At 66.5% G+C, this 18,201-nt stretch carries 15 protein-coding genes; 6 read left to right on the top strand and 9 right to left on the bottom strand.

Going from position 1 to position 18,201, the window contains the following annotated elements; genetic code table 11:
• Positions 1 to 168: 168 nt before the first annotated feature.
• Entirely contained in the window at positions 169 to 1,248 is a 1,080-nt protein-coding gene (gene ychF, locus ACL02S_RS08130) for a redox-regulated ATPase YchF (RefSeq protein ID WP_412801710.1), read from the bottom strand.
• A gap of 119 nt (positions 1,249 to 1,367) precedes the next feature.
• A complete protein-coding gene (locus ACL02S_RS08125; protein ID WP_412801709.1) occupies positions 1,368 to 2,291 on the bottom strand; it encodes a quinone oxidoreductase family protein in 924 nt (307 codons plus the stop codon).
• On the opposite strand from ACL02S_RS08125, the gene ACL02S_RS08120 reads away from it, so the two are divergent.
• Positions 2,197 to 2,562 (top strand): VOC family protein, encoded by a 366-nt coding sequence (locus ACL02S_RS08120; protein ID WP_412802070.1) that lies wholly within the window; start codon positions 2,197 to 2,199, stop codon positions 2,560 to 2,562. The genes ACL02S_RS08125 and ACL02S_RS08120 overlap by 95 nt on opposite strands.
• Here ACL02S_RS08120 and ACL02S_RS08115 read toward each other — a convergent pair.
• From ACL02S_RS08115 to ACL02S_RS08105, 3 genes are all read right to left on the bottom strand, one after another.
• Positions 2,559 to 3,371 carry a carbohydrate ABC transporter permease gene (locus tag ACL02S_RS08115; protein ID WP_412802069.1) on the bottom strand — a complete coding sequence of 271 codons (813 nt, stop codon included), beginning with the start codon at positions 3,369 to 3,371 and terminating at the stop codon, positions 2,559 to 2,561. The genes ACL02S_RS08120 and ACL02S_RS08115 overlap by 4 nt on opposite strands.
• 56 nt (positions 3,372 to 3,427) lie before the next feature.
• Positions 3,428 to 4,363, bottom strand: a complete 936-nt coding sequence (locus ACL02S_RS08110; protein WP_412801708.1) for a carbohydrate ABC transporter permease — start codon at positions 4,361 to 4,363, stop codon at positions 3,428 to 3,430.
• Between the two features lie 67 nt (positions 4,364 to 4,430).
• Positions 4,431 to 5,747, bottom strand: coding sequence for an ABC transporter substrate-binding protein (locus tag ACL02S_RS08105; protein WP_412801707.1), 1,317 nt, complete (start codon positions 5,745 to 5,747; stop codon positions 4,431 to 4,433).
• A 216-nt stretch (positions 5,748 to 5,963) separates the two neighbouring features.
• Here ACL02S_RS08105 and ACL02S_RS08100 point away from each other — a divergent pair, with 216 nt between their 5' ends.
• From ACL02S_RS08100 to ACL02S_RS08085, 4 genes are all read left to right on the top strand, one after another.
• The gene (locus ACL02S_RS08100) at positions 5,964 to 8,222 is read left to right on the top strand and encodes a carbon starvation CstA family protein (RefSeq protein ID WP_412801706.1); all 2,259 of its coding nucleotides are present in this window, start codon (positions 5,964 to 5,966) and stop codon (positions 8,220 to 8,222) included.
• Positions 8,223 to 8,308: 86 nt separating this feature from the next.
• Entirely contained in the window at positions 8,309 to 8,479 is a 171-nt protein-coding gene (locus tag ACL02S_RS08095; RefSeq protein WP_412802068.1) for a CstA-like transporter-associated (seleno)protein, read from the top strand.
• A gap of 256 nt (positions 8,480 to 8,735) precedes the next feature.
• Positions 8,736 to 10,385, top strand: coding sequence for an Ada metal-binding domain-containing protein (locus ACL02S_RS08090; RefSeq protein WP_412801705.1), 1,650 nt, complete (start codon positions 8,736 to 8,738; stop codon positions 10,383 to 10,385).
• Positions 10,382 to 10,957, top strand: a complete 576-nt coding sequence (locus tag ACL02S_RS08085) for a methylated-DNA--[protein]-cysteine S-methyltransferase (protein ID WP_412801704.1) — start codon at positions 10,382 to 10,384, stop codon at positions 10,955 to 10,957. The genes ACL02S_RS08090 and ACL02S_RS08085 overlap by 4 nt, the downstream gene beginning before the upstream one ends.
• A 177-nt stretch (positions 10,958 to 11,134) precedes the next feature.
• Here the strand turns inward: ACL02S_RS08085 and ACL02S_RS08080 are convergent, their stop codons facing one another.
• The 3 genes from ACL02S_RS08080 to ACL02S_RS08070 are packed head-to-tail and all read right to left on the bottom strand — an operon-like array spanning position 11,135 to position 15,740.
• Positions 11,135 to 11,353, bottom strand: a complete 219-nt coding sequence (locus ACL02S_RS08080; protein ID WP_412801703.1) for a hypothetical protein — start codon at positions 11,351 to 11,353, stop codon at positions 11,135 to 11,137.
• Between the two features lie 57 nt (positions 11,354 to 11,410).
• Positions 11,411 to 14,512, bottom strand: a complete 3,102-nt coding sequence (locus tag ACL02S_RS08075) for an AAA family ATPase (RefSeq protein WP_412801702.1) — start codon at positions 14,510 to 14,512, stop codon at positions 11,411 to 11,413.
• 58 nt (positions 14,513 to 14,570) lie between these two features.
• Entirely contained in the window at positions 14,571 to 15,740 is a 1,170-nt protein-coding gene (locus tag ACL02S_RS08070; RefSeq protein WP_412801701.1) for an exonuclease SbcCD subunit D, read from the bottom strand.
• A 373-nt stretch (positions 15,741 to 16,113) separates the two neighbouring features.
• Here ACL02S_RS08070 and ACL02S_RS08065 point away from each other — a divergent pair, with 373 nt between their 5' ends.
• On the top strand, positions 16,114 to 16,974 hold the full coding sequence (locus tag ACL02S_RS08065; RefSeq protein ID WP_412801700.1) for a DUF6542 domain-containing protein: 861 nt from the start codon (positions 16,114 to 16,116) through the stop codon (positions 16,972 to 16,974).
• Positions 16,975 to 17,016: 42 nt separating this feature from the next.
• On the opposite strand, the gene ACL02S_RS08060 is transcribed toward ACL02S_RS08065, so the two are convergent.
• Positions 17,017 to 18,024, bottom strand: a complete 1,008-nt coding sequence (locus tag ACL02S_RS08060; RefSeq protein ID WP_412801699.1) for a 4-hydroxy-3-methylbut-2-enyl diphosphate reductase — start codon at positions 18,022 to 18,024, stop codon at positions 17,017 to 17,019.
• Positions 18,025 to 18,201: the final 177 nt, after the last annotated feature.

The raw sequence follows: 18,201 nt of genomic DNA, 5'->3' as shown, positions 1-18,201 counted from the left end.
GATCGTGCCAGCACGCCCCGACAACCCCCAACGAGAATCCGGGCGTCGAACATCCTCTTCTGCCGTATCTCGCGCTGAACGAGCCGGTCATCGCAGGGCGCCTACGAAACAACAGGGTCGCTGCTGAGGCCGCGTAGGCGGCGGCCTCATGCGGGTTTCATCGCTACATCAGACGTTGAACCTGAATTCCACGACATCGCCATCGGCCATCACATAGTCCTTGCCTTCCATCCGGACCTTCCCCGCCGCCTTGGCCGCCGCCATCGATCCGGCCTCGACCAGGTCGCCGAAGGCAACGACCTCCGCCTTGATGAAGCCGCGTTCGAAGTCGGTGTGGATGACCCCCGCCGCCTTCGGCGCGGTATCGCCCTGGTGGATGGTCCAGGCGCGGGCCTCTTTCGGGCCCGCGGTGAGGTAGGTCTGCAGACCGAGTGTGTGGAAACCGGCGCGGGCCAGGGCGTGCAGGCCGGGTTCGGACTGGCCGATGGATTCCAAGAGTTCGATGGCGGATTCCTCGTCGAGTTCGAGGAGTTCGGCTTCCACCTTGGCGTCGAGGAAGACCGCGTCGGCCGGGGCGACCGCGGCTTTCAGCTGCTCCAGCTTCGCCTCATCGGTGAGTACCGACTCATCGGCGTTGAAGACGTAGAGGAAGGGTTTGGTGGTGAGCAGGGAAAGTTCTTTCAGCAGTTCGGTGTCTACCTTGTCGCCCGCGGCGAACAGGGTGGTTCCGCTGTCGAGGATCTCCTGTGCGGCTTTGGCGGCCTCGGCGACCGGTTTGCGGTCCTTCTTGACCTTGGCTTCCTTCTCCAGCCGTACGACCGCTTTCTCCAGGGTCTGCAGGTCGGCGAGGATGAGTTCGGTCTCGATCACTTCGATATCGGCGCTTGGATCGATCCGGCCGTCGACGTGCACGACGTCGTCATCGGCGAAGACCCGCACCACCTGGCAGATGGCATCGGCTTCGCGGATGTTGGCGAGGAACTTGTTGCCGAGGCCTGCGCCCTCGGAGGCGCCCTTCACGATGCCTGCGATATCGACGAAGGACACGGTGGCAGGCACGATCCGCTCGGAGCCGAAGATCTCGGCCAGGGTGTTCAGCCGCGGATCGGGCAGCGGGACCACGCCGACGTTGGGCTCGATGGTCGCGAACGGGTAGTTCGCGGCGAGCACGTCGTTCTTGGTCAACGCGTTGAACAGCGTCGATTTTCCGACGTTGGGCAGGCCGACGATTCCGAGGGTGAGACTCACGAGAAATAGAGTCTACGCGGGGCGCGGACTCCCCCGCCCCGCGCCCGGTCGTCCGGCCAGGAGCACGGTGCGCGCCTACAGTTCCGCCTATGCGCGCACCGCCGGAGTGACTCGGCTGATCAGGGGATCAGCACAACTTTGCCGAGGTTGGCGCGTGCTTCGATGACGGCATGCGCGGCGGCGGCGTCTTCCAGGGCGAATTCGGCGTGCACGGCGGGGCGCAGCTGACCGGAGGCGAAGTATTGCCACAGCTCTTGTCGCCAGTGCTCGTACTGGTCTGGCTGTTCCCGCGCGGCGCGGTCCAGCTGGAAGCCGAGCACGGATTTGGCATCGGTGAGCAGGTCGGAGGCCTGAATGATGCCGCCGCCGCTGCCGTAGGCGACCAACCGCCCACCAGGGGCCAGAGCCGAGAGCGCGGCGGTGAGCACATCGCCGCCGACGGCGTCGAGCACGTAGTCGGCGGGAACGCCCAAGGACTGCTCCTGGTACTCGATCACCTCATCGGCGCCGAGTTTCTGCACGAACTCCGCTTTGGCGAGATCGGATACCGCGCCGACCACCCGTGCCGCGCCGCGGACCCGCGCCAGCTGGACCGCGAGATGTCCGACGCCGCTCGCGGCGGCGGTGATGAGCGCGGCCTCGCCCTCCTGCGCGGCGGCGGTGTCGAGTGCGCCGAGCGCCACCAGGCCGCTGCGTACCAGCGCGACCGCGTCGAGGGCCGAGGCTCCGTCCGGAATCGGCGAGGCCTCGGCGGCCGGAAGCACCGCGTAGTCGGCATAGCTGTGTCCGGAGACCAGGCCGGTGACCCGGTATCCGGGCGTGTACCCGTCGACGCCCTCACCGACCGCGATCACTTCACCGGCCACCTCGCCGCCCAATGCGATCGGTTCACGCTGCTCACGCACCGCCCGCACCACCGGGAGAGTCACCCCGATCGCCTCGACACGGATCAGCAGCTCGCCAGGTCCCGGCGTCGGCGTCTCGACCGAGACGAGCTCGAGCACATCGGGACCACCGCTGTGCTCGTATCGCACCCGCCGCATTGCACCTCCAGAATTCGTCAGAAGGCGCAACGGTAACCGGAGTACGGCGCGTGATCACACTCCGCCACACGGTGTAGTGCCACATCTCACCGTGTCCTGGCAGTGGCGGAGAGCCGGTGTCGTTGATCCCGACGCGCTGTTCGCCCGCGCCACGGCCGCAGGCGCCGAAGTAGTCCGTGATCTGCGCGATGAGGACTACGGGTCGCGTGGCTTCACCGTCCGTGATCCGGAGGGCAATCTCTGGAGCTTCGGCACCTACTGGGGCGCCTAACGCCCGCCGAGCCCCGACATCGCGATGCCGCGGATGAACGCGCGCTGGGCGATCGCGTAGATCACCAGCAGCGGAAGCAGGATGACGACCGCGGCGGCCAGGAGAATCGGCCACTGGGTGTGGTACTGGCCTTGTAGCCGGACCAGACCCAGTGTCGTGGTGGCGATGTCCTCACGCTGGATCATGATCAGTGGCCAGAGGAAGTCGTTCCATACGGTGATCCAGGTGAGCACGGCGAGCACCAACACGGCGGGGCGGGTATGTGGCAGCAGCACCCGCCAGTAGACCTGCCAGGTGGAGCAGCCGTCGAGGATGGCGGCCTCCTCCAGTTCGGCAGGCAGGGTGCGGAAGAACTGACGCATCAGATAGGTGCCGAACGCACTGCCGAACAGGCCGGGCACGATCATCGCCCACGGGGTGTCTACCCAGCCGAATGTTCGCATCAACAGGAATTGCGGGATCACCGTTACGGTCAGCGGCACCATCAAGGTCGCGAGATAGGCGAGGAACAGCAGTTCGCGGCCGCGAAAGTGCAACCGCGCGAAGGCATAACCCGCCAAGGAGCAGAAGAAGACCTGCCCAGCGGTAACGCATACCGCGTAGACCGTTGTGTTGAGCAGCATCCGCCCCAGCGGCAGTAGCTCGAAGACTTTGCTGTAGTTCGACCATTGCGGGCGCCGCGGTAGTAGCGCGGCATCGGTGAGCTCGCCGTTCGGTTTCAGCGATCCGGCCACCGCCCACAGAATCGGCAGAAGCGCGCACCACGCGATACCGCCGAGCACGACGTACCCCACGGTCCCGCGCGCCATCCGCCGTACGATCGCCCGGTCCACCCTGCCGCGCGTGCCGTCCGCAGACCCCGCGGTCACGTCTCCACCTCCGCCCGCCGGGCCATCCGCAGTTGCAGCAGCGTACACAGCAACAGCATCGCGAAGATCACCCAGGCGAGCGCGGAGGCGTAACCGATCTCGTAGAAGCCGAAGGCATTCTGGAACAGCATGATCCCCAGCAGGTAGGTGCCGGTCTCGGGGCCACCGTTGCCACCGGTCAGCGCGTAGGCCTGATCGAAGGCCTGCACCGAGTTGATGACGGTGACGACGAGGACGAACGACAGCGGACCGCGGATCAATGGCACGGTGATCGCGCGGAAACGCCGAAACGCCCCGGCGCCGTCGATCTTCGCCGCCTCGTAGAGCGGCTCCGGCACCCCTTGGAGAGCGGCGAGCAGGATCACCGTCGCGAACGGCACACTCTTCCAGACCGTGACGATACTGAGCGCCACCAGTGCCCAGTTCGGATCGGTCAACCAGGGCACGGCGCCGAGACCGAGCTTGCCGAGCGCGACATTCAGCAGCCCATCCTCGGTGAACAGGAACCGCCACACCACCGCCATAGCGACGGCCGAAGCGACCAGCGGAAGAAACGCCAGCGTACGAAATACGCCGATACCGGCCAATGGTCGATTCAGGACCGCGGCGACAGCGAGCCCGATGGCCACCGTCGGCACCACGGTCAGCACCGTGAAAAGGACGGTATTGCGTACCGCGATGCGAAACAGCGGATCGGAGCCGAACAGCCGCAGATAGTTGTCCAGACCGACGAACCGCATGGGGCCGAACAAGTCCCAAGAATGAAAACTCAGATAGAGCGAAAACCCCAAGGGGAACAAGAGGAAAACCACGACGGCCACCAGATTGGGCGCGACGAATGCCCACCCCGCACGTTCTCGTCTGCGAGCCAGACGGGAGGGGGCGCGCCGGATGGCTTCGCCCTTGCGGTGCACTCGCCCAGCACGGTTCATGACACGCCGAGCACGATAGTCATGACGCCCCCGACAGGACCGTTCACGATGAGCCCGACAGAGCGGTTCATGATGGGTCCAACAGCGCGTCGATATCGGCCGCGACGCGGCCGTGCAATGAGGCGGCGTCGGCGGCGCCACGCAGGACCCGGTTGCCGCCGCGTTCCAACAGGGCCGAGATCTTGCCCCAGATCGGGGTCACCGGCAGCGGGCGGGAGTGGGCCGGACCATCGGTGAATACCTCGAGATTGCCGATCCCGCGGTGTGCGGCGGCGAAGCCGGGCGAGCGCATCGCCGAACCGAGCACCGGGACGAACAGGCCGGATGCGGCGATGATCTCCTGACCTACCGGACCGGTCGCGAATTTGACGAATTCCCAGGCCTGTTCGATACGCGGGCTGTCAGCGGCGATGGCAAGGCCAGTGCTGCCGACGGCGGTGACGGCGCCTTGGCCGCCGTGCGGACCGACCGGCAGCACCGTCACATCGAGTGCGAGATCGTCGTGTCCGGCGAATTCCGCGTAGAGCCAGTGGCCGCCGAGCGCCATCGCCGCGCGACCGCTGCGGAACAGATCCGGCGCCGAAACCGAGAGCGTTTCGGCCGCGCTCGGCGCTACGCAATGACGCACCGCCAGATCCGCGTAGAACTGGAATCCTTCGGCGAAGCGTGGATCACCGAGGTTGCTCCTGGTCGGATTCACCGGTGGGGTGAACCACTCGGCGCCGTTGTTCCTGCCGAAACAGGCCGCGGAGAAATACGGCACCCAGGCGTCGACGAAACCCCATCTGGTCCGCCCGGACCGCGCGCGCCCGGTCAGCGCGCGGGCGGCGTCGAGGAACTCGGCATAGGACCAGGCATCGGGCCAGCGGGCGGGCGGTGTGATCCCGGCCTCGGCAAAATATTCCCGGTTGTAATACAGGAACACTCCCGACCACTGTTCGGGCAAGGCGTACTGGCCACCCGCGTAGCCGAAGGTGTCGTACAACGCCGGATAACTGTCGGCGCGGAGCGCGGCGGCGTAGCCGGGATCGCGGTCGAGCAGCGTATTCAGATCCAGCAGCACACCGCGGTCGGCCAATCCCGCATACAGCAACTCCCAGGCCATCAGCACATCCGGGCATTTACCTCCCGCGCAGTAGGTGAGCATCTGCTGCAGCGGGTCCGGACCGGACATTATGGTGCGGATTCCGATATCCGGGTGGCGTTTGCGGAATTCCTCGATGATCCGCAGCCGCACCAGCGCCTCTTGTGGCCGGGCCTGGAAGAAGAAGGTCAGCGCGTTGTCTTCGGTTCCGCAGCCGCCCGCCGCCAGCAGCGCGGCGGCGGGCACCGCCCCGAGCAGCGTCCGGCGCCGGACCAGGGTGGCGGGATCGGCACGCGGCACAGCCCTCCTTCAGGACGGATGTGGAGCTCCTCGGATCGCATGGCGTTACACGCCCGGTCCGCGGCGGTGCCGACCGGCGCAGGAACAATATTCCACGCTACGAGCCCAACTCCTGGAATCGGCACGACGGTGATTGCCGATCGGATATGTTGACGCATGTTTCCGCACGGTACTGCGCGGTTCCCAGGAAAACGTGTTCCACAGGAGAGTAGGCGGATGGCGACAATCGAATATCTGCGGACCGATCCCGACCTACCACCTGTCGGTGTGGTCGACCGGTCCCCGATCACTCCGGCCAAGAGGGCCATCTTCGCCGGGATCGCCGTCTTCGGCGCCCTCGCCTGGGCGGTTCTCGCCATCTCGCGTGGTGAATCGGTCAACGCGGTGTGGATCGTTATCGCCGCGGTGTGCACGTACATCACCGCCTACCGGCTCTATGCCAGGTTCATCGAACACCGGATCACCAAGCCACGCGACGATCTGGCCACCCCCGCCGAGATCCTGGAGAACGGCAAGGACTACATGCCGATGGACCGGCGGGTGCTCTACGGGCACCATTTCGCCGCCATCGCGGGCGCGGGTCCGCTGGTCGGTCCGGTGCTGGCCGCGCAAATGGGCTATCTGCCCGGCACTCTCTGGATCGTGATCGGTGTAGTGCTGGCCGGTGCGGTGCAGGACTATCTGGTGCTGTGGATCTCGATGAAGCGGCGCGGTCGCAGCCTCGGGCAGATGGCCCGCGACGAGCTGGGCGTGATCGGCGGCTGGGCGGCGATGCTCGGCATCGTCGTGATCATGATGATCCTGCTCGCGGTGCTCGCGCTGGTGGTGGTGAACGCGCTCGCGCACAGTCCGTGGGGAGTCTTCTCGATCGGCATGACCATTCCGATCGCGCTGTTCATGGGGGTGTATCTGCGGTTTCTGCGGCCCGGCCGGGTCGGTGAGGTGTCCGCGATCGGGTTCGTCCTGCTGATTCTCGCCATCGTGAGCGGTGGCTGGGTATCGGAAACCGAGTGGGGTGCCGACTGGTTCACTCTCGCGCCGGTGACCCTCTGCTGGCTGCTCATCGGCTATGGCTTCATCGCCTCGGTGCTTCCCGTATGGCTGTTGCTCGCGCCGCGGGATTATCTGTCCACCTTCATGAAGATCGGCACCATCGGTCTGCTCGCGGTCGGCATCCTGATCACCATGCCGGTGCTGCAAGCACCCGCGGTCTCCAGCTTCGCGGTGTCCGGCACCGGTCCGGCCTTCGCGGGCTCACTGTTCCCGTTCCTGTTCATCACCATCGCCTGCGGTGCGCTCAGCGGCTTCCACGCACTCGTCTCTTCCGGGACCACGCCCAAGCTGCTGGAAAAGGAGTCGCATGCGCGGATGATCGGCTACGGCGGCATGCTGATGGAGTCGTTCGTCGCGGTCATGGCCATCATCACCGCCTCGATCATCGACCAGCATCTGTACTTCGCGATGAACGCGCCCGCCGGGCTCACCGGCGGCACCGCGGAGCAGGCCGCGGCCTATACCAACAGTCTCGGGCTCAACGGTCCGCCCACGACACCGGAGCAGTTGAGCCAGGCGGCGAGTGATGTCGGGGAGACGACCATCGTCTCCCGCACCGGTGGTGCGCCGACCCTGGCCGTCGGCATCGCCGAGGTGTTCCACCAGTTCCTCGGCGGCGCGAGCATGAAATCGTTCTGGTACCACTTCGCGATCATGTTCGAGGCCCTGTTCATCCTCACCACGATCGACGCGGGCACCAGGGTGGCGCGGTTCATGTTGTCGGATGTACTGGGTAATTTCGGCGGGGCGGCGAAACGGTTCCGCGATCCGTCATGGCGGGTCGGTGCGTGGCTGTGCTCGGCCCTCGTGGTCGCCGCCTGGGGTTCGATCCTGCTGATGGGCATCACCGATCCGCTGGGCGGCATCAACTCCCTGTTCCCGCTGTTCGGTATCGCCAACCAATTGCTCGCGGCCATAGCCTTGACCGTGGTTCTGGTGGTCGTGGTGAAGAAAGGCCTGGTGAAATGGGCCTGGATTCCCGGTATCCCGCTGGCCTGGGATCTGGTGGTGACCATGACCGCGTCCTGGCAGAAGATCTTCTCCGCCGACCCGAAGCTCGGGTTCTGGAAACAGCACGCACTCTGCCGGGCCGCACGAGACGCCGGAGAGTTGTGCCTGACAGCGAAGACCCAGGACGATATGAGCGCGATCGTGCGCAATACCTTCATCCAGGGCACCTTGTCGATCGTGTTCGCGGTGCTGGTGCTGCTCGTGGCGGTCGTCGGCGCTGTGGTCGCTTTCCGTGCCTGGCGCAGTGGTGATACCACGACCACCGAGACACCGCAGCAGCCGTCGAAGATCTTCGCCCCGAGTGGTTTCATCGCCACCAAGGCGGAGAAGGAGGTCCAGCGCCAATGGGACGAGCTGATCGCGGTCGGACGGACTACCGACCCCGATACCAAGCACATCCACGCACGATGAACCGGGCTATGGCCACGGGTGCCGACCGATCCACCCGATCGGTCGGCACCCGGCTGCGCACCGTGGCCTCTGCCTGCGGCGCGGGCATCCGCGCAGGCATCTGGTGGTTCGACTCGGTCCTCGGCGGGCGGGACTACCAGCGCTACATCGAGCATCTGCGACGCACGCACCCGGACCGCGACATTCCCACCGAACGGGAGTATTGGCAGCGACGATATGTCGAAGCGGACCGCAATCCTGCCAATCGCTGCTGTTGAGTGCCCTTCCGGAGCGGAAATCCCGATCGACGCGCACCGGACGAACCCGGACGCGGACCCAGCTACCGGCACCGAGCCGGTCGTACTGTCCGCCCCGGTGCGCGGGGCGGGCTCGGCTCCGCTGCGCGCGAGTGCCCGGACCGCGTACGGCAGCACTGGTCATTGCTCGGACCTCGGCCTATAGCGGTGACAACGACTGACACCCATGGCGGATTTCCGCTAGCGCAGGTCCGAGGCTACTGCCACTGTGGTGGATGTGACGAGCACGGTATTGGATTTCGAACGGTGTTACCGAGCGGTGTCGACCCGCGACGCACGATTCGACGGGCAATTCTTCACCGCCGTGCGAACCACCGGAATCTATTGCCGACCCTCGTGCCCCGCGGTCACGCCGAAGCCATCCAATGTGTCGTTCCTACCGACTGCCGCCGCGGCCCAGCAAGCCGGATATCGTGCCTGCCGCCGCTGCCTGCCGGACGCGGCGCCCGGCTCACCACGATGGAACACCAACGCGGATCTCGCGGCACGCGCGATGCGGCTGATCGGGGACGGTGTCATCGAACGTGGCGGAGTATCCGCGCTGGCAGGCGCACTCGGCTATTCGCAGCGGCAACTGACCCGGGTGCTGAGCACCGAGCTCGGCGCCGGACCGCTGGCCCTGGCCAGGGCGAATCGGGCACATACCGCGCGATTGCTGATCCAGACCACCACGATGTCCATGTCCGATATCGCGTTCGCGGCAGGCTTCGCCTCCATCCGCCAGTTCAACGATACGGTGCGTGAGGTCTTCGCGGTCAGCCCGAGCACCATGCGGGCCGAGGCGCGGCGCGCGAAATCCGGGGTGCCCGCTCCCACCGGCGCGGGCAGGCTCACACTGCGGCTGCCCTACCGGGAGCCCCTGGACCAGGCCTGGCTGGAGTGGTTCCTGTCCGCGCACCTCGTCCCGGGCATGGAGTTGTGGGAGGACCACGCCTACACCAGAAATCTGCGCACCCCACACGGGCACGCCACCGCCAGGTTGAGCTTCCAGCACCGCCATGTGCGGGCGGAACTATCCCTGCACGATATGCGCGATCTGGCGCCGACAGTCTCCCGGCTGCGGCATCTGCTGGATCTGGACGCAGACCCCGTCGGAATCGATGCGGTACTCGGCAGCGCATACACCTGGTCAGAGCCGGTCCCGCCACCACAGCCGAACAGCCATATCGGATATCCACCGGACACAGACACATCGCAGGCCCCCGCGGCAATACCCGATCTCGATCACTCCGACCCCCGGCGGCCGGCGTTCCGGCCCGGTATCCGAGTACCCGGCTGCCTGGACGGAGCCGAACTCTTACTACGCACCATGATCGGGCAGCAGATCTCGGTATCCGCCGCGGCAACACATACCGCCAGGCTGGTCGAGGCACTCGGCACCCGGGTGACCGGTCCGCTCCCGCTGCTGTTCCCCACCCCTGAGTCGATCGCCGCACACGGCGCCGAAGTCTTGACCGGCCCGGCCCGGCGGATTCGCGCCATCACCGCGGCCGCCGAAGCACTGGCCTGCGGTGCATTAAACCTGCACCAGGGCCGCACCGCCACCGAACTGCGCAATGAACTACTCGCACTGGACGGCGTCGGACCGTGGACGGCCGACTACGTAACGATGCGCCTGCTCGCCGATCCGGACATCCTGCTCGGCACCGATCTGGTCGTGCGCCGCGGCGCGACCCTGCTCGGTATCGACTTATCGGATACCGCGCGCTGGGCGCCCTGGCGGTCGTACCTGTCGATGCGGCTGTGGCAGGCGGCGCTGGCCGAGCGGACAGCATCCTCGACGACCATACGCAGGCCATCCTCGCGTTCACCCCATCGCAGCGCACCACGAAAGCACACCACGACGAAAGGCTCGGCCGAATCATGAATGATAACGGCGTTATCCATACCGATACGAGCAGAACAAGAAACACCACAGCCGATTTCGCGATAACCGATACCGCGCTCGGTCCGTTCACCGCCCTTGTCGACGTTGACGGCGCGGTCCTGGCCGCCGGCTGGACCGACGACGCAGAAAACTTACGCGGTCTGATCCACACCACACTGCGCCCAGTTCAACTGCGGCAACGGGACTCGCTCGGCGCGGTGACCGAAGCCATCACCGCCTACCATGCCGGTGATCTCACCGCGATCGACCCGATTCCGGTTCGTCAGCGCTCCGGGCAGTTCCTGACGCACGCCTGGGAAGTGTTGCGTACCGTCCCGGCGGGCAGCACGCTCACCTACACCGAATTCGCAACCAAGGCAGGTCGTCCCGAGGCCACCCGTGCCGCGGCCAACGCATGCGCCCGCAACGCCGCCGCACTGTTCGTGCCCTGCCATCGGATCCTGCGCACCGGCGGCGCACTCGGCGGCTTCCGCTGGGGGTTACCGGTGAAACGCAAGCTGCTCGACCATGAAGGGGTACATCCCGGCTCTGCGCGCACCGAACGACCCTGACCGGGTGCATTCCGGCAACGACCGATCATCGAGGACATACCTGGTGTTTCGCTCCTGAAATGCGTTGAGAATATTTATCGAGTGATTCGATGATTTCTTCCGGGGTTTTGCGCCGAACCAATGGCTCGGGTCGGCGTTCCATTGCTCGATCAGACTGTGACGTCTTTGTCGGGCTGCCTATTCGGTACCGTTCTCCCGGTCGTAGTACACCGTGATGGACGGCCAGTCCCCGTCTGCAGTGATCTCGTTATGAAGGATCAGGTCCGTAACGGTGATGTCACCCAAATCCTGCAGAGTCGCCGCAACCGTTTTCAGCAGCTTGGGTACATCTGCTTGCCCCTCGCCCAGTGGGTTGGACTGCGAGAAATGGAGTGTTGTGTACTCCTGTCTGCCCACCTGGACCTCTTTCGAAACTCTGCAGACTGCTATTGCTCCGGCACAGGGTAACCGATCTCAGGCGATGGTGGCCTGCAGCCGAGAACCGGTCTGACCGCGCACCACATGCAATCTGCTGGGAATACGCTGCCGCATCTCGTCCACATGGCTGACCACGCCGACCACCCGGCCCCCTGCCCGCAGTTCGTCGAGCACCCCCATCACCGCGTCGAGGGTGTCGGCGTCCAGACCACCGAAACCCTCATCGATGAAAAGAGTGTCCAGCACTATTCCACCGGATTCGGCCGCGACCGTATCGGCCAAACCGAGCGCCAAGGACAGGGCGGCCATGAATGTCTCACCGCCGGAGAGCGTTTTGGCCGGACGAATGGCACCGGTGTAGTCGTCGCGGATATCGAGCCCGAGTCCACCGCGACGACCGTACCGTCCTGCTTTATCCGAGTGGACGAATTCATAACGCCCACCGGACATTCGCCGTAGTCGCACCGATCCGGCCTGCGCCACCTCTTCCAGGCGGGCGGCAAGGACATAGGAGTGCAAGGACATCCGGCGGTTGTTCGCACCCCGCCCGGCGACCACATCGGTGAGCCCATCCAGTTCTTCGAAGGCCCGCTGCGCGGGGGCGATCCGGTCGACCGCGGCCCAGAGCTGACCGCCCAGTTCCGCGAGTCGGCTCGCCCGTCCACTCACCTCGGTATGGGCCGCGACCGCGGTGTTCAGCGCCTCCTGCGCGGCCGCGACCCGCGCGTCCAGCTCCGTCGGATCACCGGGCTCCCGTGCCATCGCCGCCTGGATCTCCGGTTCCGCCAGCACAGCTTCCGCATGCGCGCGGGCCCGGTCGGCCGCCACGAGTTCCGCTTCGATCTCGTCCTGCCGCACGCGGGTACGGGATGCGGCGGCGATCACTTTCGCGTACGCGCTCAATACGGCGATGTCATCGCGGACAGCGCCGGGCGTGGTATCCGTGGCGGGATCATCGGTGCCGAAACCTGCCGCGCGGGCCAGCTTTTCCACCCGGTCGGCAAGCGCCGCTACTTGGTCGGCCGCCGCTTCCGCTTCCGCACGGGCATCGCGCAATGTGGTCGCCTCGGTGACCAGGGCGGTGAGCCGGGCGCGGCGGCGGTCGATGGTCTCATCGGCGCCTGCCACCGCGCGCAGCCGTTCGGTGAGCTCGGTGCGGCGTATCTCGGCGGCGGCGAGGGTGGCCGCGATCGCGCTGCGCCTGGCCTCGTATTCGCGTAGCTGCTCGTGTACGCGCGTTTCCTCCTCGCGCAGCCTGTTGCGCTCGGTGGTCAGACTGTCGGCGCGTTCGGCCAGTTCGGCCAGGTCCGCATAGCGATCGGCCGCGCTGCGCACCGCCGCGGCGAGTTCCACCCGATCGGCATCGCCGCCGCGGGCGATGAGCGCTTCGATCTCGCGCTCCAGCTGGGTGATACCGGCCATGGCATGGTCCCTGGTGCGCTCGGCCGCACGCTCGGCCGCCATGGCGTGCTCTTCTTCGGCTTCGGACACCGCGGTCGCGGTGGGCTGGGCAGGCGCGGGATGCTCGGCCGAACCACACACCGCGCACGGGTTTCCGTCGACCAGCTCACCGGCCAGCTCGGCAGCCATTCCGGTCAGCCGTCGCTCCCGCAGGTCGATCACCCGCTCCTTGGCATCGAGGTGCGCCGCGCGTGCCGTATCGAACTCCACCCTGGCATGGTCGAGCGCACTACGGCGGGCAGCAAGCTCGACGGCTGCCGTGGCCGCGGTCTGCAGTCGTTCGGTTTCCTTACGCAGCCCGGGCAATATCGCAGCCGCTTCGGTCGCCTCACGTAATCCGGTTTCGGCCGTAGCGAGTGCGGCGGGCAGCTGATCGCATCGCTGGGTGAGCGTGTGGATACGTCGCTCCACTGTCGCGTCTTCGGCGCGCAAGGCACCGAGTTCCTTGTCGAGCCGGGTGAGCCCGTCGGCATCGGCGCGTACTTCGTCCAGCCTGCCGATCTGTCCGCTCCAGCGCTGGATCGCCGCATCGATATCGGCATCGGCGCGCAGCCGCACCGCGGTATCGGTCCCGAGGGCATCAGCCGCACGCGGTTGTTCCCCGAGCAGCTCTTCCCTGCCGAGATCAGCGCTCGCCGGTTCCAGCAGCCGGGCCGTCAAGCGCTGGGCCGCCTGTTGTTTCGCACCATCCAGTCGCCGCTGCTCCCGGACCGCCGACCGCGCCTCGTCGATGGCCTCCGCTACCGGCTCGGCGTGCCGCGCCAGCTCGAGTTCGGCCTGCATGGCGCCGCGCCGCGGCGCGGACGAGGCGTGATCGTCCAGCTGTTGCCGCGCCACGGCCGAGCGACCGCGCAGCTCGTTCCACCGACGCTGTTGTGCCGCGTGCTCCCTCGTCTGTGCCGCGACACGTTCGCAGCGTTCGACTTCCGCCACCGCTGTGGCCAGCTCAGCGCGGGCAGTAGCCAACAGCTCCTGCGACCAGCCGACCGACTCCATCAGACCGACCGAGTCCCCTACTCCGGCGGCCATACCCACCTGAATGATCAGTCGCTTGATGCTTTCGGTGCGGGTATCCAGATCGGCCGCGGCGGTGCGGCGCCTATCGGCGAGCCACTGCTCGGCAGCACCGAAACGCCTGGTGTCGAAGAGCTTTTCGAGCAGTTTCTCGCGCTCTTCGTTATCCGCTCGCAGGAACCGCGCGAAATCGCCCTGTGGCAGCAGCACCACCTGGAAGAACTGATCGGCGCTCATACCGAGCAGTCGCAGGACCTCGGCGCCGATATCGGGTATCCGGGACAGGTTTTCGCCGTGGCCGTCCAACCAGGTCAGTGTCGCCTTGGCAGGCACGGTACGCATACCGCTGCCATCCCGTTTGGGCCGCTCGAATTCCGGGCTGCGGGTGAGGCGCAGCCGCCGCCCACCCAGGGTCGCCTCCAACACCACCTGCGGCGGTGTCCGTTCCGATGCGTGATCGGAGTGCAACCGCTTGCTCTCCCCGCGCGCACCTGGCACCTTGCCGTAGAGCGCGAACGCGATCGCGTCCAACACCGTGGTCTTGCCCGCTCCGGTCCGGCCGTGCAGCAGGAACAGACCGTCGGCGCCGAGCTCGTCGAAATCGACAGTGGCGGTGCCCGCGTACGGGCCGAATGCGGTGATCTCCAGCTTGTGCAGCCTCATACCGTGCCGGTGCCCTGTTTCCGCGGGAAGCCCACGTTGTTCCCCCTTCCCCGCATACTCATGCGGGCACTTCGTCGAGGCCGGTAGCCGCGTGCTCGGGTTCGGCGACCGCGGCGGACAGCGCACGTTCCAGCCACGCCATATCACTCGAGTCCGGCAACCCGCGGACGTCGGTGAGGAAGCTGCGGGCTACTTCGATATCACGGCGGCCGTGCACTCGCTCACGGTAGTGCAATTCCGGATTACCTTCCGGGCGCATCCATTCCACGTGCACGGCATAAGGGAACCGTTCCCGTAGCTTACGCATGGCGTCGACCGGGCGGGCCGGATCGGTGAGCACGGCCGAGACATAGTGCTGTTCGGCCGCGCTGTGGCGCGCATCGCTCAGCAACTCCTCCACCGTGCCGGTGAGCTTGCTCAGGCCCCGGATTATCGGCAGCTGCCTGCGACGAACCGACTGCAGGCCGGAGGCGTCCAGGTCGACGATCCAGACCGCCTTACGCTGTGCGCTCTCCCCGAACGAATACGGCAACGGGGAGCCGGAGTAGCGCACCGACTCGGCCAGGGTCTGCGGTGAATGCAGATGACCGAGCGCCACATAGTCGATGTCGTGGAAGGCGGCCAGCGGCACCGTCTCCACTCCGCCGACGGAAATCGACCGCTCCGATCCGCTCGCCTCCCCACCGACGACGAACGCATGTGCCAGCACAACCGTGCGCACGCCGGGCCGCCGCGCGATATCGGCACGAATCCGGGCCAGCACCGCGTCCAAAACCTCGGCGTGGGAGCGGGCGTGCGGTACACCGAGTTCGGTGCGAACGATCTCCGGTTCCAGATACGGGATGCCGTAGCACGCCACGGGCCCGTGCTCGTCTGCCAGCAGCACCGGCCGATCGGCCGCGGCTGTGGTGGTACGCAGATGCAATCCGCCCGCCGCGGCAAAACTCGCACCCGCACCAAGCCGGGCAGGCGAATCGTGATTACCCGAGGTGACCACGATCTGTGCTCCGGCCGCACGAATGGCTTCGAACCCCCGGTTACATACCGCGATGGCGTCGGCGCTCGGAATCGACCGGTCGTACACATCACCGGGTAGCAGCACCACCTCGACCGCTTCCTCGGCCACCAGTTCCGCGATCGCGGTCAGCGAACGTTCCTGGTCGGCAAGCAGATCGACCCCGTGAAACGTCCGCCCGATATGCCAGTCCGAGGTATGCAGCATCCGCATGTCGCGAAACCGTAGGACAAGCCGCCATCCGACTTCAACCCGGATGCCACATTCCTGATCGACACCGCCCCTGATCACGGTGTCCCGCGTCATCGGCTTCCGGTCGCGGCAGCGGCTGCTGTCCGAGACCAGGCAGCGCCGGACACCCTCGGAAGAACAGTCGGAACCGGAGGTGGCGGCACAGCGCGACCACGATGAATCCCGGTCATGCGGTAATCGACACAGCGTGAGCGGCAGCACAATTGTCCGGACCGCCTCGGTACGCAACTCGGCAGCTCCGTGGTGACTTCTCTCGACCGGACCATAGCCGAGTGAGCAGGCATATAGTCGTGCCACCACAGTGCAGGGCGCGCAGGCAACTAGTCTGCATACCGTGGCTGCTTCCCAACGTGCGCGATCCCGGGTGCCCGCGCCGCAACGTTCCCTCGTGCCTTCGGTGCCGGGAATCCCGGTCGGCGGGGCGATACTCATCGCTGTCGCCTGCACGTTTCTGGGATTTCTCATCGATGCCCTCGGCGGCGGCAAGGAGCTGACCGGCACCTTCGCCGCGCTGTACACAACGGGGTGTGTGACGGCTGTCGCCGCCGTGCGTTACCGGGGCCTGTTCGACGTCATGGTGCTTCCGCCACTGCTGCTGTTCCTGGCTGTGCCGTTGGCCTACCAGCAGCTGTCCGGGGCCGATTCGACCTCGCTGAAAGACATCCTGCTGAATCTGGCGATCCCGCTGGTAAGCCGGTTCCCGACCATGATGTCGGCTACGGTCATCGTCCTGCTGATCGGCGGTGCTCGCATCCTGATGCACCGCAGGACCGAGGGGACGGACGGTTCGACCGCACCACGGCGCGGTAGCAGTCGGGGCACATCGCGGACCGGGAAGAAAGCGGTGCAGGCCAGGTCCGCCCGCACTTCCGGCACGCTCGCGGAGGCGGCGCGGCGCAAAACCCGCCATCCGAAGGACGAACCGGAACCGAAGCAGGTCGATAAGCCCCCGACCGGGTCGGCTCGCCGGGCCACGACACAGGTCGCCGATACTCCACCCCGGGCCACTTCCTCCCGGCCACGGGAAGACCGCGCCAACGCGCGCGGCACCGCCGCCAAGACCATGGCCATGCCCCGCGTGCAGAACACACCGCCGCGCGGGCCGGGGCGTCGCGATATTCCGCCACATCCGCAGCCCGCGGTACGCTACCGCGATACGGCCCGTGCCGAACGGCGGCGACCGGAGAACTCTTGAACCGAGCCCGCCCCGCCTGCTCACGGGGCGGGGGCACTCGGCTCAGCGGCGAGCGTCGCGTAATTCCCGCGGCAGCGCGAAGACGAGGGTCTCATTGGCCGTGGTGACCGGCTGGACATCGCTGTAACCGTGCTCGGCCAGCATGTCGAGGACCCCACGGACCAGCACCTCAGGAACAGACGCACCCGAGGTGATGCCGATCGTGCGGACATTGTCGAGCCAGGCCGGGTCGACCTCGCGGGCGAAGTCCACCAAGTGGGCTGCCTTCGCACCCGCGCCGAGCGCGACCTCGACCAAGCGCACCGAGTTCGAGGAATTACGGGAGCCGACCACGATCACCAGATCGCATTCCGGCGCCATCGCCTTCACCGCCACTTGGCGGTTCTGCGTGGCGTAGCAGATGTCATCACTGGGCGGGTCCTGCAGACCGGGGAACCGTTCCCGCAGTCGTTGCACCGTCTCCATCGTCTCGTCCACACTCAACGTGGTCTGCGAGAGCCAGATCACCTTCGACTCGTCACGCACCCTGATCGTGTCGACCGCGTCGGGTCCGTCGACCAGCTGAACGTGTTCTGGCGCCTCACCGGCGGTACCTTCGACCTCCTCATGGCCCTCATGCCCGATGAGCAGGATGTCGTAGTCGTCGCGGGCGAACCGCTTTGCCTCCTGGTGCACCTTGGTCACCAGCGGGCAGGTCGCATCGATGGTGTGCAGCCCGCGCGTCGCGGCGGACTCGTGCACCGCGGGAGAGACACCGTGCGCGGAGAACACGACGACCGCGCCTTCGGGGACCTCGTCGGTCTCGTCGACGAAGATCACGCCGCGCTCACGCAGTGTCTCCACCACATGCCGGTTGTGCACGATCTCTTTACGCACATAGATCGGCGCGCCGTGCTTCTCCAACGTCTTCTCCACGGTTTCGACCGCGCGGTCCACACCGGCGCAGTACCCACGCGGCTCGGCGAGCAGTACACGTTTTCCGCCGTCGGCGGCCGGGGCGGCGCCTGCCGATCGGGCGATTCCGACGTTCAAGGGGATGGCCGCTGACATGCCCACAGGATACGTGCGACCCGAGTCCCCGCCACGTCGGGGAGTTGCCTCTCACATCCTCCAAGCACGAGCCCGCTCCGAGCGGTAGCCGGGATATCCAGCCACCGGAAGCTGACCGGCGCCGGTACACGACCGCGAAAATTCGCGGGAGTCGCACACCCCGCTTATCGATGATGT

The sequence above is a fragment of the Nocardia spongicola genome, from assembly GCF_047200775.1.
Classification (GTDB): Bacteria; Actinomycetota; Actinomycetes; order Mycobacteriales; family Mycobacteriaceae; genus Nocardia.
The sequence above is the reverse complement of the archived record's forward strand: the minus strand, read 5'-3'. Positions and strand labels throughout refer to the sequence as shown.

Bases quoted from the DNA above. Each gene is read 5' to 3' on its own strand.
- ACL02S_RS08125 (WP_412801709.1), bottom strand. From the start codon at position 2,291: ATGCGGCGGGTGCGATACGAGCACAGCGGTGGTCCCGATGTGCTCGAG.
- ACL02S_RS08115 (WP_412802069.1), bottom strand. From the start codon at position 3,371: ATGGCGCGCGGGACCGTGGGGTACGTCGTGCTCGGCGGTATCGCGTGG.
- ACL02S_RS08110 (WP_412801708.1), bottom strand. From the start codon at position 4,363: ATGAACCGTGCTGGGCGAGTGCACCGCAAGGGCGAAGCCATCCGGCGC.
- ACL02S_RS08100 (WP_412801706.1), top strand. From the start codon at position 5,964: ATGGCGACAATCGAATATCTGCGGACCGATCCCGACCTACCACCTGTC.
- ACL02S_RS08085 (WP_412801704.1), top strand. From the start codon at position 10,382: ATGAATGATAACGGCGTTATCCATACCGATACGAGCAGAACAAGAAAC.
- ACL02S_RS08075 (WP_412801702.1), bottom strand. From the start codon at position 14,512: ATGAGGCTGCACAAGCTGGAGATCACCGCATTCGGCCCGTACGCGGGC.
- ACL02S_RS08070 (WP_412801701.1), bottom strand. From the start codon at position 15,740: ATGCGGATGCTGCATACCTCGGACTGGCATATCGGGCGGACGTTTCAC.
- ACL02S_RS08060 (WP_412801699.1), bottom strand. From the start codon at position 18,024: ATGTCAGCGGCCATCCCCTTGAACGTCGGAATCGCCCGATCGGCAGGC.